Here is a 15,043-nt window from a genome sequence, read left to right as displayed (position 1 = left end):
CGCCGACACGACCGCACCGCGAGGTGCGCGGAGGAGGATGTCCGGTGTCAGCGGGTGGCGCCCGCCGGGGACGGCGGGACAACGGGCTCGACGCGAGCGAGTACGCCGTCGCGGGCGACGTCGATCCGCGCGTCGGTGAGCACCTGCTCGACGTGCTCGCCGCGGGCGGGATCGCCGCCTACCTCCAGCCCTCCGCCGATCTGAACCCGATCACCAGGACGACCACCGTGCCGTCCCGGCCGGTCGACCGGCTCTACGTGGACCGCTCACACCTGACCACCGCCCGCGACTACCTCACCCAGCTCGCCGACGAGGCGACCCCGGAGCCGGACCGCGCCGAGCCGGACGTCGATGCCGAGTGGGAACGGATCGTCGCCGCCTTCCACACCGCCCCGACGGCCGGCAGCAATCCCTGGCCCGCCTCCGAGGACGTCGACGACGACGAGCCGACCGACCCGGCTGCCCGGGCGGGTGGCCCGGCCACCCGCGCCGACGAACCGACCGGTCCCACCGCCACCGACGTACGACGACTGCCGTACGCGGCCGACATCTCCGGCATCTCGGTGACCCCCCGGGGCCGGGAGGACGAGCCGTCGCTGCTGGACGGCCTGGACACCTTCGGGGCCGACCTGCCGGACGATCCGGAGGAGGGCTACACCCCGCCCCCACCACCACCGCTACCCCGCATCTCGAAGTACGCGGTGGTCGGCGTGCTGGGGATCGTGGTCGGCTTCGTCCTCTTCCTCAACCCGTCGTTGCTGCCGGTGGTGGACGCCTCGGTGGTCAATCTGCTCGGCTTCACCGGCATCCTCGCCGGCTTCGTCACCCTGATCTGGCGACTACGACCCGGTGACGACGACGACTACGACCCCGACGACGGCGCGGTCGTCTGACCCCTCCCACACCCCCGCAGGCCCCCGTCCACCGCCGGCCCCTGCCCGCATACCGGGACGCCGCCGGCCCCACGCCAGGTGTAACAGCGGTGTAACTTACGGTCAGTAGGAATACCGTTGTAGGTCACTTCCCTCACCGACCGCCCGGTTGTTCCTCGCTCGCGTGGTCGGTCCACTGCCGATCGGAATGCCCGAGATGCGACAGAGTTCCCTGGTGGTGGTCGCCAACCGGCTCCCCATCGACGACAGCGTGGCGCCCGACGGCGCCTGCGAGTGGCGCCGCAGCCCCGGCGGGCTGGTCAGCGCGCTGCACCCACTACTCCGCCAGACCCCCGCCACCTGGGTGGGCTGGGCCGGCGGCACCGGGCCCGCGCCCGCGCTGCCCGACGTGGACGGCGTCCACATGCAGACCGTCCCGCTCACCGCCGACGACCTGCGCGACCACTACGAGGGGTTCGCCAACGCCACCCTCTGGCCGCTCTACCACGACGCCGTCGAGCAACCCGAGTACCACCGTCGCTGGTGGGAGGCGTACCAGCGGGTCAACCAGCGGTTCGCCGAGGCGACCGCCGAGGTGGCCGACCCGGGCGCGGTGGTCTGGGTGCAGGACTACCACCTGCAACTGGTCCCCGGCCTGCTCCGCGAGCTCCGCCCAGACCTGCGGATCGGCTTCTTCCTCCACGTGCCGTTCCCGCCCCCGGAGCTGTTCATGCAGCTGCCCCGCCGGGCGGAGTTGCTGCGCGGGATGCTCGGCGCCGACCTGATCGGCTTCCAGCGGGCCCAGGCGGCGCACAACTTCGCCCAGCTGGCCACCAAGGTGCTCGGGTTGCCGGCCACCGACAGGCGGATCGGCGTGCAGGACCGGGTGGTGCGGATCGGGGCGTACCCGGTCGCGATCGACACCGCCGAGATGGCGGCGCTCGCCGGCCGGCCGGACGTGACCGCGCGGGCCCGCCGGCTCCGGCACGACCTGGGCGACCCCGAGCGGGTCGTCCTCAGCCTCGACCGGATGGACTACACCAAGGGCATCGAGCAGCGGCTGAAGGCCTACAGCGAGCTGCTCGCCAGCGGTGACGTCAAGGTCCGGGACACGGTGCTGGTGCAGGTCGCCATGCCGAGCCGGGAACGCGTCGGCCAGTACCAGATCCTGCGCGAGCGGATCGAACGCGAGGTCGGCCGGATCAACGGCGAGTTCGGACGGGTCGGCGAACCGGCCATCCACTACCTCACCCAGCCCTTCGACCGGGCCGAGCTGGCGGCGCTCTACCGGGTCGCCGACGTCATGGCGGTCACCCCGCTGCGCGACGGCATGAACCTGGTCGCCAAGGAGTACGTGGCCGCCCGGGTCGACGACACCGGCGCGTTGCTGCTCAGCGAGTTCGCCGGCGCGGCGGCCGAGCTGGAGCAGGCGTACCTGGTCAATCCGCACGACCTGGAGGGGCTCAAGCAGGGGCTGTTGTCGGCGCTGCGGGCCGGGCCGGCCGACACCGGCGACCGGATGCGGGCGATGCGCGACCACCTGCACCGGCACGACATCCGCGCCTGGGCCCGCTCCTATCTCAGCGCCCTGGACGACACCGGTTCCCTGCTCACCCGGCTCAGCAGCACCGGCTGACCCACCCGGGTCAGCTCCTACCCGGCTCCTTGACCAGCCAGTCGAGGAGCGCGTCCAGCGGCTCCTGCCAGCGGGTGTCGAGCATCAGGTCGTGCCCCATGCCGGGGAAGAGCAGCGGGGCCGCACCGTACCGGCGGGCGGCCCGGGTCAGCGCGGCGGGCGGGACGACCCGGTCGTCGGGGCTGCCCAGCACCAGCACCGGCGGGCGACCCACCGCCGGCTCGGCCTCCCGGCCGGCGAGCAGCTGCCACTGTGCCCGCCGGCCGGCCCGGCCCAGCCGGGCCAGGTGCCGGCGCGCGTCCGCGTCGGGCAACTCCCGACTGAACAGCTGCCGACGGTGCAGCCGCAGCGCCCCACCGAACAGGGCGGGCAGCGTACCGGCCGGGTTGCTGCGCAGCGCCGCGGCGGCCGTGGCGGGGCCACCGAGCACCGGCGCGACGAGCACCGCCGCCCGGGCCGGGTACCGCGCCAACGCGTGCGACACCACGAGCGCCCCGGCGCCGTGCCCCACCAGCACCGCCTGCCGCGGCAGCTCCGCCGCCACCTGGACCACATCATGGGTGTACGCCCGCAGTGTCGCCCCCGGCGCCGGTTCGCTGCCGCCGTGCCCGCGCAGGCTCACCGCGTACGCGGGGAAGCCCCTCGTCGCGGCGTGCTCCAGCCAGTGCTCGGCGAACGCCCAGGCCCCGTGCCCGAAGCCGGGTACGAAGAGCAGCGGCGGACGCCCCTCCTCCAGCTCCGGGGTGGCGCTGAGCACCTCGCGCCGGGCCGGGCGGACCGGGCGGGCCCACTCCCGACCCCGGACGATGCGTACCCGCTCGTCGGTCGTGCCGCTCACTTGCCCTCCAGTTCGTCGAGGGCGCGCTGCACCGCGCGCAGGTAGTCGACGTGGCCCACCTCGAACCAGTGCCGGCTGCTGTCCTTGACCTTCCCGGCGTACCGCTCGCCCGCGCCGGCCGTCGCCCGGGACGCGAACGCGGCGGCCCGCTGCGGCCGGTCCCGGCGCAGCCGCAGCGACCGGGCGAAGAGCACCGTCTGCCAGTGCGCCAGGGGGAACAACCCCGAGTCGGGCTGCAACAGCCCGGCCACCGCCAGGGTGGGGTGACCCGGTGGGAAGGCGTGCAGCCAGAGCCGGGGTCGGCCGGAACCGTCGGCGTCGCCGAGGATCCCCGGGTCGAGGAACTCGAAGCGGGGCAGGTAGCCGGTGGCGAAGACGACCAGCTCCGGGTCGATCTCCCGGCCGTCGGTGAGGGTCACCCCGCCGGGGTGGAACCGGGCCACCTCCGGCACCGGGGTGATCTCTCCGTGGCCGACGTAGTAGACCAGTTGGCTGTTGGCGATCGGGTGCGTCTCGTAGACCCGGTGGTCCGGCTTCGGCAGCCCGAACCGGGTCAGGTCGCCCACGGTGAGCCGCAGCGTCCAGTGGTAGAGCCACTGGCGCAGCCGCAGCGGCACCCGCAGCGCCAGCAGCGCGTCGTTGACCTGGTCGGCGGGGCGACCGAGGACGTACTTCGGGGCGTACCAGTAGCCGCGGCGGGTGGAGTGCCAGCAGCGGGACGCCTGCTGGGCCGCCTCGACCGCCAGGTCACAGCCGGTGTTGCCGGCCCCGACCACGAGCACCCGCTTGCCGCGCAACTGGGCCGGGTCCTTGTAGGACGAGGCGTGCATGATCTCGCCCCGGAACTCCTCCAGCCCCTCGTAGCGGGGCAGTTTCGGCGACCAGTTGTGCCCGTTGGCGACCAGTACGGCGGCGTACCGGGAGGTGCGTTCCGGGCCGTACCCGCCGGTGCTGCGGGTGGTGACGTCCCACCTCTCGCCGTCGACCGGCTCCACCCGGACCACCTCGGTGCCGAACCAGATGTGCCGGCGCAGGTCGAAGTGGTCGGCGTACCGCTCGAAGTAGGACAGCAGCTGGCTGTGGTGCGGGTAGTCCGGCCAGGAGTCCGGCATCGGGAAGTCGGGGAACTGGGTGAACGGCCGCGACGAGATGAGGTGGGTGCTGGCGTACACCGGGCTACGGTCGTGCCGCCAGTTCCAGCCGCCGCCGACGCCGGTCTCCCGTTCGTAGCAGTCGACGCCGAAGCCGTGCTCGGTGAGGTTCTTGACCGCGGTGAGGCCGCTGGCCCCGGCACCGATCACGCAGACCGTGTCGCCCCGGTCGGAGACCGGACGGCCGTCCCGGCTCGGGGCGAGCGTGCTGCTCTCCGGATCGGGCCGGCCGTGCTCGGTGGAGGGGGGCACCGGAATCTCCTTTTGTGCGGCCAGGTACGCCGGTTCGACGGGCATCCTCCCCGGACCCGCGGCCCGTTGTCCAGCCCGGCTCGCGGGGGCCGTCGCGGGTCGGCGTGGACCCGGCCCGGCGGGCCGACCGGAGCATGCCGGTCGGCGAGCCGGTGCCTCGCCGACGGTTCAGCCGGCGGCCGGTAGCAGCAGGTCCACCAGGACCGGGAAGTGGTCGCTGGCCCGGCGGGTCGTCGGGGTGTCCACCACGTCGTAGCCGACCACCTCGACCCGGGGGTCGACGAAGAGCGCGTCGATGCGGCGACGCGGGTTGGCGCACGAGTAGGTGTGCCGGTCCGCCGCGTCGGCGGCGATCGCCGCGTCGGTCAACCCGGCCGCGACGGTACCCCAGGCCGGGCCGTCCGGCCCCTCGTTGAGGTCGGCCCCGAAGACCACCGGCAGGTCGCTGGCGGACAGTTCCCGCTTGAGCAGGGCGGCCTGGCCGGGGCGTTCGACCGGGTCGGTGGCCAGGTGCGAGCCGGCCAGCAGGAACCGGGCCCCGCCCACCTCACAACGGGCGTACGCCGCGCCACGCAGGTGCCGGCCCGGGGTGAGCGGGAACCGCTGGCAGTGCGTCCCGGTCACCCGGACCCGCAGGCTGGTCAGCAGCAGGTTGCCCAGCGAGGGCAGGCCACCGGCGGCCACCACCAGCCCGAACGAGTCGGCCAGCGCGGCGGACTTCTGCCGCCACCGGAACCGGCGCGGCGCCTCCTGCACGATCACCACGTCCGGGGCGGCCTCGCGGACCACGCTGGCCAGCGCCGCCGTGTCGTCGCGCTGACTGTGGATGTTGTACGAGACCACCCGCAGCGGCACCCGCCTGCCGTCGCCCGCCGGGCCCGGGGTTCCCGCGTCGGTGTCGGCGGATGCGGCAGCGGCCGGGCGGGGAGCCGTCGATCCGGCGCTCACCGGCGGCGGGCCAGGTCGGCGGCGCCGATGACGCCGGCGCTGTTGCCCAGCTCGGCGGGGCGCACCTCGGCCACCGGGAGCCGGCTGCGTTGGGCCAGCGCGTCGGTGAAGGACCGCCGGGTCGGGCCGAGCAGCAGGTCGCCGGCGTCGATCACGCCACCGCCGACCACAAGCACCTGCGGGTCGAGGATCTGGGCCATGTCGGCGAGGCTGGTGCCCAGCCAGCGGCCGATCTGGGCGAACGCCTCGGCCGAGATCGGGTCGCCGGCCTGCGCGGCGGTGGTGACCATCGGGCCGGTGATCGCCTCGGCCTCGCCGCCGGCCAGCTCCAGCAGGGCGGTGGCGCGCTGCGGCTCCTGCCGGGCACCGGCGCGGGCGAACCGGACCAGGGCGCTGCCGCTGGCGTACTGCTCGATGCAGCCGAGCCGGCCGCAACCGCACTGGTGGCCGTCGGGGACGGTGAGCATGTGGCCCAGCTCGGCGGCGATGCCGTGGGCGCCGCGGACCAGCTCACCGCCGAGCACGATGCCGCCGCCGACCCCGGTGCCGATGGTGAACATGACCATGGAGTCGTCGGCGTCCCGGGCCGCGCCGTGCCGGAACTCGGCCCACGCCGCCACGTTGCCGTCGTTCTCCACGATCACCGGCAGCCCGGTGGCGGTGCTGACGTAGTCGCGCAGCGGCTCGTCGCGCCAGGCCAGGTTCGGGGCGAAGAGCACGGTGGAGCGGGAGGCGTCGATCCAGCCGGCCGCGCCGATCCCCACCGCGTCGACCTGGTGGCCGGTGGCCAGCTCGGTGACCAGCTCGATGATGACGTCGCGGGTCTTGCCGACGTCGTCCGCGGGGGTGTCCCGCCGGGCCTGCACGAGCACCCTGCCGGTGTCGTCCACGACACCGCCGGCCACCTTCGTGCCACCGACGTCGACTCCGATGGTCAGCGTCACCGCGGCCACTCCCCTCTGCATGTGCGTCCCGACATCGGCCGATCCGGCCGTACGCCGCCGGGATGTCCGGTGGTCAGGCCCCGTCGCCTGGTGCGTCCCCGCCCGCGCCGCCCGGCGCTCGCGAGGCGGGCACCACGGGGCCGTCGGCCGTGGGCCGGACCTGCTGGGCCGGCGCGGCCGGCCCGGCGTCGTCGACGGGCGGTGCGGCGACGGTCGGTGCGGCCGCGTCCTCCGCCCGGGTGGCGGCGGACCAGACGTCCCGCTCCGGCGCCGACGCAGAATCATGCCCGGTACGGGTGGCCTCGCGCCACACATGATCGGCGTCGGAATCGGAAGGTCCGTCCCCGCCGGTCGTCGCGCTGGCGTCAGCGGGCGTCGCGTGGGATGCTTCCCCACCTCCGGGCGTACCGAACGCACGCATCAGGCTGGCGACGCCGGCTGCCAGATCTCCCGCACCGGTCGCGAGCCGCTCGGCGAACTCCGGACTCGGGTCACGCAACGCGGCGATAGCCCGGCAGACCGGACAGATGCAGCACTCGGGCGATGCGGTGCCGAAACCGTCGACCCGGTGGGCGCCGCCGGTCGGGCGGGACGGACCGGCACTGTGACCGAGGACACCCGAGACGATCCCACCGAGCGGACCCCACGGTCCCGCCCCCGGGCCGGTGCCTGCGGACGCCAGTCTGGCCGTCGCGAGCAGCGTGGCGACCAGCCGTTCCGCTTCCTCCCGGGCCGAACCCGGTTCCGTTGCGCCCATGGTCGGCTCCTCCGTCGTGTCGCCGGCCGCCGCGCCGCTACGCCGCACCGGTTGCTTCTACCCGGTGCTTGAGCTGCTTCAACGCCGTATCCATGATCATTTTCTCGGCCTTGCGGCGGAACATGCCGAGCATGCCCACCGACAGCTCGACCTCCAGGGTGTAGGTCACCGTGCAGGTGCCGTCCGGGTTGCCGGCCAGGTCGTACGAGCCGCGCTGGGCCTTCTGCATCTTCGACGGCGCCACCAGGTGCCACTCGACCCGGGACAGGTCCTCGGCGTACTCGTAGGCCAACACGTACTCGTCGGCCATCACCCCGGCGTCGATGGTGAACCGGACCTGGCTGGCGTAGCCGTCCTCGTACTCCTCGACGACCTCGGTCCGACGCACCGCCTCGGTCCACTCCGGGTAGCTCGCGAAGTCGCAGATGACTGCGGCCACCCGGTCCGGTGACGCGCCGATGATGATCGACTGGGTGGAGGAGTCCGCCATGGGGGGAGGCTACCCGCCGCAGCCGGCGGACGCCCCGCTCCACCCCCGAAGGGCGGTCCGGGCCGGTGGGCGGGCAACCTGCCTGGCGCATCCGCCGGGGTGGGCGGGTAGGTTTCGACAATGCCGGTCCGTGGTCGGCCCGGCCAGTGCGAGCACGAGGGAGTGCAGGTGCGCGAGTTCTCCGTTCCGCCGATCGTCAGCATCGGCGACGCGGCAAGCCTGACCGACCCGGTCTGGGACAACGCCGAGGCCGCACCGGACGCGGTGCAGTTCGTCCGGCCCGCCGCCGAGGGCCGCGCCGGGGTCGACGTCACCTGCCGGCAGTTCCGCGACGAGGTGGTCGCGGTCGCCCGGGGCCTGGCCGGCGCGGGGATCAACCCCGGCGACCGGGTCGCCCTGATGAGCCGCACCCGGTACGAGTGGACCCTGCTCGACTACGCCATCTGGGCCGCCGGCGCGGTCACCGTGCCGATCTACGAGACCTCCAGCGCCGAACAGGCCGCCTGGATCCTCGCCGACTCCGGCGCGGTCGCGGTGGTGGTGGAGACCAACAGCCACGCCACCCTGGTCGCCGGGATCCGGGACCGGCTGCCCGAGCTGCGCGAGGTGTGGCAGATCGAGCTGGGCGGGGTGGACGAGATCGTCGCCGGCGGCACGTCGGTCGACCGGGACGAGATCGAGCGCCGGCGCACCTCGGTCCGCGCCGCCGACGTCGCCACGATCATCTACACCAGCGGCACCACCGGCCGCCCCAAGGGCTGCGTGCTGACCCACCGCAACATGTACGCCGACATCGCCAACGCGGTGCCGGTGCTGCCGAACCTGTTCCGCCCGGGGGCCTCGACCCTGCTGTTCCTCCCGCTGGCGCACGCCTTCGCCCGGCTCATCCAGATCGGGGTGGTGCAGGCGCGGACCACCATGGCGCACTGCGCCGACACCCGGGACCTGGTCGCCGAGCTCCAGGAGTTCCGGCCCACCTTCGTGCTCTCCGTACCCCGGGTCTTCGAGAAGGTCTACAACGGCGCCCGGCAGAAGGCCGAGGCCGACGGCAAGGGCGCGATCTTCGACCGGGCAGAGAAGGTCGCCATCGCCTGGAGCGAGGCGCAGGAGACCCCGCAGGGTCCGGGGCTGGCGCTGCGCGCCCAGCACGCCGTCTTCGACAGGCTGGTCTACCGCAAGCTCCGGGCCGCCCTCGGTGGCCGCTGCCGGGATGCGATCTCCGGCGGCGCGCCGCTCGGCGCCCGGCTCGGGCACTTCTTCCGGGGCATCGGGGTGACCATCTGCGAGGGGTACGGCCTCACCGAGACCTCCCCCGCCGCCGCGGCCAACCTGCCCACCGGCACCAAGATCGGCACCGTCGGCCGACCACTGCCCGGCGTGACCATCCGGATCGCCGACGACGGCGAGATCCTGATCGCCGGCGACCTGATCTTCCAGGGCTACTGGAAGAACGACGCGGCCACCGCCGAGGCGCTCGCCGACGGCTGGTTCCGCACCGGCGACCTGGGGCACCTCGACGACGACGGGTTCCTCAGCATCACCGGCCGCAAGAAGGAGATCATCGTGACGGCCGCCGGCAAGAACGTCGCCCCGGCCGTGCTGGAGGACCAGGTCCGGTCGCACCCGCTGGTCAGCCAGTGCGTGGTGGTCGGCGACCGGCAGCCGTTCATCGCCGCCCTGGTCACCATCGACGAGGAGGCGCTGCCGAAGTGGCTGGCCGGGCACGGGCTGCCCGCTGACACCCCGGTCGACCAGCTGCTTACCCACGACGGGCTGCGGGCCGAGATCCAGGGCGCGGTGGACACCGCCAACCTGGCCGTCTCCAAGGCCGAGGCGATCAAGGTGTTCCGCATCCTGCCGCACGACTTCACCGAGGCGACAGGCGAGTTGACCCCCTCCCTCAAGGTCAAACGGCAGGTCGTGCACAAGACGTACGCGGCCGAGATCGCGGACATCTACCAAGGCTGACTACGATCCGTCACGTGTCCGCCTCCACAGCCGTCCGCCCCCAGACGCGTCCCCTCGCCGCCGCCGCGCGTGCGGTGATGCTCGCGCTGGTCGGCGTCCTGACCCTGATCGCCACCCGCGATCCCGCCCAGCTCTGGTGGATCGCCCTGCTGGCCGCCGCCGGAGCACCCGCCCTGCTGGCCCCCGAACACCGGCTGCTCGGCCCGCTGAGCCGGCTCGCCGAGGCGCTGGTGATCGGGCTGGCCGCCAGCCAGGTCGCCGTCGCCTCCGCCCTCGGCTCGTCGGTCGGCGGGCTGGGCGCGTCGGCGGTGCTGCCGTACCTGGCGGTGCCGGTGACCGTCACCGCGCTGCGCCGGCAGTTCCGCGAGGGCGCGGTGCTGCTCGGCGTCACCGCGGCCACCCTGCTGGTGGCCGGTGGATTCACCGAGGTCGACGGCGGACGGCAGCTCGGCCAACCGGGCTACCTGGCGGTCTGCGCGCAGTGGCTGATCCTCGCCGGGCTCGGCCTCTACGCCGCCGGCACGTTGCACCAGGTGATGCAGGTCCGGGCCGAGAGCAAGCCCCAGCCGTACGCCGAGGCGACCCGGCTGCTGACCCAGCTGCGGACGGTCGCCCGGCAGCTGCCCGGGGCCACCCTCGACCCGGGCGGCATCTCCGAGCACCTGCTGGAGGAGCTGCGGACGGTCGCCCCCGGCAACCGGGGCGCGGTGCTGTCGGCAAGCGGCGGCGGGCGGCTGGTGGTGCTCGCCCAGGTCGGCGTGGACCGGGTCGACTGGGAGACGACGCTGGACGCCGACTCGGCGATCGCCGACGCCTGGGCCAGCCAGCAACCGCAGACCTCGGCCCGCTCGCAGGCCCGCTCGCACACCGGCGGCGACGTCTCGGCGCTGATCGTGCCGTTGGTCGCCGGGGTCCGTACCGTCGGCCTGGTGGTGCTGGAGGCGGACGCGGCGCACGCCTACCCACCGCCTGTGGTGTCCCGGGTGACCGCGTTGACCGGCCCGGCCGCGCTGCGGCTGGAGGCGGCGCTCCTCTTCGACGACGTACGCTCGCTGGCGACCAACGAGGAGCGGCAGCGGCTGGCCCGGGAGATCCACGACGGGGTGGCACAGGAGCTGGTGATGGTCGGTTACGGCATCGACAACGCCCTGGCCTACGTCGACGAGGACCCGAAGGAGACCGCCGAGGCGCTGCGCACCCTGCGCGGCGAGGTGACCCGGGTGATCACCGAGCTGCGGTTGAGCCTGTTCGAGCTGCGCAGCGAGGTGGACCGGCACGGCGGCCTGGCGGCGGCGATCGCCGAGTACGCCCGCACCGTGGGCGCGTCCGGCGGGCTGCGGGTGCACCTGTCGCTCGACGAGTCGACCGCCCGGCTGCCCGCCGCCACCGAGGCCGAGTTGCTGCGCATCGCGCAGGAGGCGGTGACCAACGCCCGCAAGCACGCCGGGGCGTCGAATCTCTGGGTCACCTGTGAGGTGGACCCCCCGTACGCCCAAATTGAAGTGTCGGATGACGGTCACGGCATCGGTGACCAGCGCACCGACGGTCACTACGGTCTTGCGATCATGGCAGAGAGGGCGGAACGTATCCGGGGCCGGCTGGAGATCAGTCCCCGGCAACCCAGCGGAACGACCGTGGCGGTGGTGGTGGGTTCGTCGCCCCGGCGCGATAACGTGCGTGGCAGCGCAGCAGCAGAAGTGGAGTAATTCGAGGATGACCACAAGCCCGACACCGGCCACCCGTACCAAGGTCCTCCTTGTCGACGATCACGACCTGATCCGCAAGGGGCTGCGGCACGCCTTCGAGCGTGACCGTCAGTTCGAGGTCGTCGGCGAGGCCGCCACGGCGGCGGAGGGCGTGCGCCAGGCCGGCGCGCTGCAACCGGACGTCGTGATCATGGATCTGCGGCTGCCCGACGGCAGCGGCCTGGAGGCCACCCGGGCGCTGCGCAAGTCCAGCGCCTCGATGGGCATCGTGGTGCTCACCATGTACGCCGGTGACGACCAGCTCTTCGGCGCGTTGGAGGCCGGGGCGAGCGCCTTCGTGCCGAAGACCGCGCCGGCCGACGAGGTGGTCGCCGCCGCCCGGCACGCCGCCTCCTCCCCCAGCGCGTTCACCGCCGCCGACCTGGCCGAGGCGATGAAGCGCCGGCTGGCCCCGTCCGGCCCGCAGTTGTCCCCCCGCGAGGGTCAGGTGCTGCGGCTGCTCGCCGACGGCATGAGCGTGGCCGGCATCGCCAAGCAGCTCTTCGTCAGCGAGTCCACCGCCAAGACCCACATCTCCAAGCTCTACGAGAAGCTGGGCGCGGCCAACCGGGCGCAGGCGCTGATGACCGCCCTGCGGCTGGGCCTGCTCGAGGCGCCGGACGCCCCGAAGTTCTGAAGGCGGGTCGCACCCGCCGGGCCACAGGCCCGGGTCCACCGCCGGACCCGGGCCTGACCACCCCAACCGCCGGCTCCGACTGCGCGCGGTGAGGGGACGATCGCGCACTGATCACTCTCTTTGCACCTGCGCAGCGGAGGGGCACAATACCCGGGTGAACCGCGCAGGTGACGACCCTCGTGGTGCTACTCGACAAAGGGGTTGGGGATGCAGCGACCGGACTGGGCACCCGACGACATCGACATCGAGCGCCCCAGCGTCGCCCGCATGTACGACTACTATCTCGGCGGTTCGCACAACTTCGCCGCCGACCGGGTGGCCGCCCGCGCGATGGTGGAGGCGGTGCCCGACGCGCCGCTGATGGCCCAGGCCAACCGGGCGTTCCTGCGCCGGGTGGTGCAGCACCTGGTCGACTCCGGCATCCGCCAGTTCCTCGACATCGGCTCCGGCATCCCCACCGTCGGCAACGTGCACGAGATCGCGCAGCGGGCCGCCCCGGACACCCGGGTGGTCTACGTCGACGTCGACCCGGTCGCCGTGGCGCACAGCCAGGAGATCCTCGCCGGCAACCGCAACGCCACAGTCGTCCGGGAGGACCTGCGCCGCCCGGAGGCGATCCTGCGGCACCCCGAGGTCAACCGGATGATCGACTTCTCCCAACCGGTGGCCGTGATGGTGGTGGCGGTGCTGCACTTCATCCCGCACGCAGACCATCCCGAGGAGACCCTGCGCATCCTGCGCGCGGCGCTGGCCCCGGGCAGTTACCTGGTCCTCTCCCAGGCCAGCGACGACAGCCGCAGCGGCGCGGAACGGACCGAGGCGGAACGGGTCTACCGCCGCACCGACAATCCGCTGTGCATCCGCAGCCGGGCCGAGCTGACCGCCTTCTTCGACGGTTTCACCCTGGTCGATCCGGGGGTGGTCTGGGTGCCGCAGTGGCGGCCCGAGACGCCGGAGAGCGCCGAGGACGCCGAGCAGGCCGTCTTCCTCGGCGGCGTCGGGCGTCTCGATGGGTGAGCCGGCGACCCCCGGCGCGTCCCGCCCGGGCACCTTCGCCCGTGCCTGGGCCAAGGCGGTCTCCGGCACCAGCTACCTGCCGATGACCCAGGCCCAGCTGGAGGCGCTGCTGCAACGGCTCACCGTGCGGCTGTCCGCCGCGCTGCGCGCCGAGCCGTTCGACCCGCGCGTCGGCCACCAGGTGGGCGCCGAACTGGTGGCCGCGCACATCGCCTCGGCCGAGGGCCTGGGCCGTACCGTCGAGGTCATCCAGCTCCGGCTGCTGCGCGACCTGGGCCTCGTCGGCGACGACGTCTCCGACCGGCTGGCCCGGCTCCTCGCCACCGTCACCACCGGATACGCCCGCGCGCTGCGCGACCGGACGCTCGACGAGCAGGAGTCGATCCGCCGGGCCGCCATGGTGGCCCGCGCGCAGGCCGAACGGGCACTACGCGACAGCGAGTCCCGGTTCCGCCACCAGGCCACCCACGACCCCCTCACCGACCTGCCCAACCGCACCCTGTTCACCGAGCGGCTCGCCGCCGCCATCGCCGAGCCGGCGCGGGGGGCCGACCGGGTGGGCGTCTGCTTCCTCGATCTCGACCGGTTCAAGGTGGTCAACGACTCCCTCGGCCACCAGCTCGGCGACGCGCTGCTGGTGCAGGTCGCCCGGCGGCTGCGCCGGGCGCTCGGCGAGCACCTGGTGGCCCGGCTCGGCGGCGACGAGTTCGTCATCCTGGTCGAGCGGACCGACGGCACCGACGACGTGGTCAAGGCGGCCGAGGCGGCGCTGGCGGCGGTCGGCGAGCCGGTCCTGGTCGACGGGCACGAGCTGAGCGTCACGGCCAGCGTCGGCATCGTGGAGCGGCCGGTGGCCGGCACCACCCCGGGCGAGCTGATGCGGGCCGCCGACAGCACCCTGCACTGGGCCAAGGCGGCCGGTGGTGCCCGCTGGGCGCTGTTCGACCCGGCCCGGCACCGCACCGAGCTGGCCCGGTACGCCCTGTCGGCGGCGATCCCCGCCGCCCTGGACCGGGGCGAGTTCTTCCTGGACTACCAGCCGTTGACGTCGTTGCGCGACGGCACCCTGCTCGGGGTGGAGGCGCTGGTCCGCTGGCGGCACCCCGAGCTGGGGGTGCTCGGCCCGGACAGCTTCATCGGGCTGGCCGAGGAGACCGGGCTGATCGTACGACTCGGCGGCTGGGTGCTCGCCGAGGCGTGCCGGGAGGCGGAGAGCTGGGCGGCCGGCGGCCGGCCGGCGCCGTTCGTCAGCGTCAACCTCGCCGTCCGGCAGGTGAACCGCCCGGATCTGGTGCAGGAGGTACGCGGGCTGCTCGCGCAGACCGGCCTGCCGCCGGAACGGCTCCAGCTGGAGATCACCGAGAGCACCATGATGAGCGCCGGCGCGGAGGACCCGGTGCGTGCCCTGCGGGTGCTCAACGACCTGGGGGTCCGGATCGCCATCGACGACTTCGGCACCGGCTACAGCAACCTGGCCTACCTGCGGGACCTGCCGGTGACCGAGCTGAAGATGGCAGGCGAGTTCGTGACCGGGCTGCGTACCCCGCAGGTCGACCCGGCCAGCCGCACCGACGAACGGATTCTGGCCTCGCTGGTGTCGCTGGCCCACGCGCTGGACCTGACCGTCACCGCCGAGGGGGTGGAGACCGCCGACCAGGCGGACCTGCTCCGGGCCATCGGCTGCGACGCCGGCCAGGGCTGGCACTTCGGCCGACCCGCCCCCGCCGCCCGCATCCTCGAGCAGATCCGCTGATCCGCCGACCGGGCTGACCGGCACGGCGCCGGACG

13 protein-coding genes are annotated in these 15,043 nt (G+C 73.7%); 7 read left to right on the top strand and 6 right to left on the bottom strand.

The genetic code is table 11. The features are described from left to right. Window positions 1-44: 44 nt before the first annotated feature. Window positions 45-893, top strand: a complete 849-nt coding sequence (locus tag OHQ87_RS01785; protein WP_328344299.1) for a DUF308 domain-containing protein — start codon at window positions 45-47, stop codon at window positions 891-893. A 196-nt stretch (window positions 894-1,089) separates the two neighbouring features. Further along, a complete protein-coding gene (locus OHQ87_RS01780; RefSeq protein WP_328344297.1) occupies window positions 1,090-2,508 on the top strand; it encodes an alpha,alpha-trehalose-phosphate synthase (UDP-forming) in 1,419 nt (472 codons plus the stop codon). Between the two features lie 10 nt (window positions 2,509-2,518). Here the strand turns inward: OHQ87_RS01780 and OHQ87_RS01775 are convergent, their stop codons facing one another. The 6 genes from OHQ87_RS01775 to OHQ87_RS01750 form a co-directional block, all read right to left on the bottom strand. Next, window positions 2,519-3,346: an alpha/beta hydrolase gene (locus OHQ87_RS01775; protein ID WP_328344295.1), complete on the bottom strand. Its 828-nt coding sequence runs from the start codon at window positions 3,344-3,346 to the stop codon at window positions 2,519-2,521. Then, the gene (locus tag OHQ87_RS01770; RefSeq protein WP_328344293.1) at window positions 3,343-4,749 is read right to left on the bottom strand and encodes a flavin-containing monooxygenase; all 1,407 of its coding nucleotides are present in this window, start codon (window positions 4,747-4,749) and stop codon (window positions 3,343-3,345) included. The genes OHQ87_RS01775 and OHQ87_RS01770 overlap by 4 nt, the downstream gene beginning before the upstream one ends. Before the next feature lie 168 nt (window positions 4,750-4,917). Further along, window positions 4,918-5,604, bottom strand: a complete 687-nt coding sequence (locus OHQ87_RS01765) for an endonuclease/exonuclease/phosphatase family protein (protein WP_328348710.1) — start codon at window positions 5,602-5,604, stop codon at window positions 4,918-4,920. A gap of 89 nt (window positions 5,605-5,693) precedes the next feature. After that, on the bottom strand, window positions 5,694-6,641 hold the full coding sequence (locus tag OHQ87_RS01760; protein WP_328344291.1) for an ROK family glucokinase: 948 nt from the start codon (window positions 6,639-6,641) through the stop codon (window positions 5,694-5,696). Between the two features lie 73 nt (window positions 6,642-6,714). Further along, complete coding sequence (locus OHQ87_RS01755; protein WP_328344289.1) at window positions 6,715-7,398, bottom strand: hypothetical protein; 684 nt, start codon at window positions 7,396-7,398, stop codon at window positions 6,715-6,717. A 37-nt stretch (window positions 7,399-7,435) separates the two neighbouring features. Then, window positions 7,436-7,888 carry an SRPBCC family protein gene (locus tag OHQ87_RS01750; protein ID WP_328344287.1) on the bottom strand — a complete coding sequence of 151 codons (453 nt, stop codon included), beginning with the start codon at window positions 7,886-7,888 and terminating at the stop codon, window positions 7,436-7,438. A 168-nt stretch (window positions 7,889-8,056) separates the two neighbouring features. On the opposite strand from OHQ87_RS01750, the gene OHQ87_RS01745 reads away from it, so the two are divergent. The 5 genes from OHQ87_RS01745 to OHQ87_RS01725 all read left to right on the top strand — a co-directional run bounded on the left by OHQ87_RS01745 (window position 8,057) and on the right by OHQ87_RS01725 (window position 15,008). Continuing rightward, entirely contained in the window at window positions 8,057-9,856 is a 1,800-nt protein-coding gene (locus OHQ87_RS01745; RefSeq protein WP_328344285.1) for an AMP-dependent synthetase/ligase, read from the top strand. A 14-nt stretch (window positions 9,857-9,870) separates the two neighbouring features. Then, window positions 9,871-11,562: a GAF domain-containing sensor histidine kinase gene (locus OHQ87_RS01740; RefSeq protein WP_328344283.1), complete on the top strand. Its 1,692-nt coding sequence runs from the start codon at window positions 9,871-9,873 to the stop codon at window positions 11,560-11,562. A 7-nt stretch (window positions 11,563-11,569) separates the two neighbouring features. Continuing rightward, complete coding sequence (locus OHQ87_RS01735) at window positions 11,570-12,238, top strand: response regulator transcription factor (protein WP_007072219.1); 669 nt, start codon at window positions 11,570-11,572, stop codon at window positions 12,236-12,238. A 207-nt stretch (window positions 12,239-12,445) separates the two neighbouring features. Next, the gene (locus OHQ87_RS01730) at window positions 12,446-13,255 is read left to right on the top strand and encodes an SAM-dependent methyltransferase (RefSeq protein ID WP_328344281.1); all 810 of its coding nucleotides are present in this window, start codon (window positions 12,446-12,448) and stop codon (window positions 13,253-13,255) included. Next, window positions 13,248-15,008 (top strand): putative bifunctional diguanylate cyclase/phosphodiesterase, encoded by a 1,761-nt coding sequence (locus tag OHQ87_RS01725; protein ID WP_328344279.1) that lies wholly within the window; start codon window positions 13,248-13,250, stop codon window positions 15,006-15,008. Before OHQ87_RS01730 ends, OHQ87_RS01725 begins: the two co-directional genes overlap by 8 nt. Window positions 15,009-15,043 lie beyond the last annotated feature (35 nt).

This window comes from Micromonospora sp. NBC_00421, from assembly GCF_036017915.1.
GTDB lineage: Bacteria > Actinomycetota > Actinomycetes > Mycobacteriales > Micromonosporaceae > Micromonospora.
This window is presented reverse-complemented; position numbering and strand designations above follow the sequence as displayed.

Excerpts from the sequence above, each read along its gene's own strand:
- OHQ87_RS01750 (WP_328344287.1), bottom strand. The coding sequence starts at position 7,888 with ATGGCGGACTCCTCCACCCAGTCGATCATCATCGGCGCGTCACCGGAC.
- OHQ87_RS01730 (WP_328344281.1), top strand. The coding sequence starts at position 12,446 with ATGCAGCGACCGGACTGGGCACCCGACGACATCGACATCGAGCGCCCC.
- OHQ87_RS01725 (WP_328344279.1), top strand. The coding sequence starts at position 13,248 with ATGGGTGAGCCGGCGACCCCCGGCGCGTCCCGCCCGGGCACCTTCGCC.
- OHQ87_RS01780 (WP_328344297.1), top strand. The coding sequence starts at position 1,090 with ATGCGACAGAGTTCCCTGGTGGTGGTCGCCAACCGGCTCCCCATCGAC.
- OHQ87_RS01755 (WP_328344289.1), bottom strand. The coding sequence starts at position 7,398 with ATGGGCGCAACGGAACCGGGTTCGGCCCGGGAGGAAGCGGAACGGCTG.
- OHQ87_RS01735 (WP_007072219.1), top strand. The coding sequence starts at position 11,570 with ATGACCACAAGCCCGACACCGGCCACCCGTACCAAGGTCCTCCTTGTC.